The organism is Streptomyces jumonjinensis, assembly GCF_009600885.1.
GTDB classification, from domain to species: Bacteria; Actinomycetota; Actinomycetes; order Streptomycetales; family Streptomycetaceae; genus Streptomyces; species Streptomyces jumonjinensis.
In genome coordinates, this window is sequence record NZ_VCLA01000194.1 from 1,685 (window position 1) to 2,557 (window position 873).

Annotated in this window: 1 protein-coding gene; it reads right to left on the reverse strand. The window is 73.9% G+C overall.

Annotated elements, in window-relative coordinates; all coding sequences use genetic code 11:
* Nucleotides 1–161 precede the first annotated feature (161 nt).
* Nucleotides 162–527 carry a plasmid mobilization protein gene (locus FF041_RS39670; protein WP_228388802.1) on the reverse strand — a complete coding sequence of 122 codons (366 nt, stop codon included), beginning with the start codon at nucleotides 525–527 and terminating at the stop codon, nucleotides 162–164.
* Nucleotides 528–873 lie beyond the last annotated feature (346 nt).

The window sequence follows — 873 nt, forward strand, 5'->3', positions numbered from 1 at the left end:
GAGCGTGGCCGCCGGGTCCCGGCCCGGGTCGGGGGCGAGGACGGGTTCCCAGGCGGCGACGAGGTGGGGGTCGGTGTGTTCGTCGCGGCGGCCGGGGCCGTAGAGGTAGGCGAGCAGGCCGTAGGTGCGGCTGCCGGTGGAGATGTCCGGAACCATCCTGGTCACCGCCGCCGGGCGATCTCGGCTGCTGCGTCCTCGACCCGGACGGCTGCCTTGAGTACCCGCTCGACGGCGCGGTCGACGCCGTCGCTGTGGCCGCCGGAGTTCAAGATCCGCGCCACCTGGTTGAGGTTGTTCCCGGCGCGGGCGAGCTGGGCGACGGTGGTCATCAGCTCCTCGACCAGCGTCCGCTGGTCCACCAGCCACACTTTCGCCTCGTCGTGGGTGCGGGCGAGGGCGACGGCGGCGTCGGCGAGGAACCCGGCGGTGGTCAGCCCGACGGTTCGGGCGGCGTGCTGGACGGTGGCGAGTTCGTCGGCGGTGAGGCGCACGCTGCGGACGTGGTCGCGCTGGACGGTCTGGCGCAGGCGCGGACGCTGACGGCGCGCGGGCGGTTCGGCTCCTCCGTCTTCTGGCTGCGGTCCGCCCCCGGTCGCAGCCTCTCCTCCCGGTGCCCCCTGGTGCCGGGAGGGTTCCCCCACCCTGTCCGGGGTGGGGACTTGCGCGTCCGAAACTCCTCCGCTGCCCGTGGCTGCGGAGGAGTTTCGGACGATATAGCTTGCTCGGCCTCGTGCCGGGCAGTCACCTCCCGCCACCACGGTGGTGGGGTCGGCTGGTTCGGGGAGGGTCATCGGCGGGTCTCCGGGGCGGTTCGCCGGAGGTCCTGGAGGATCTCGGCGGCGTAGTCGAGGGCGAGGGCCGGGTGGTGCAGGG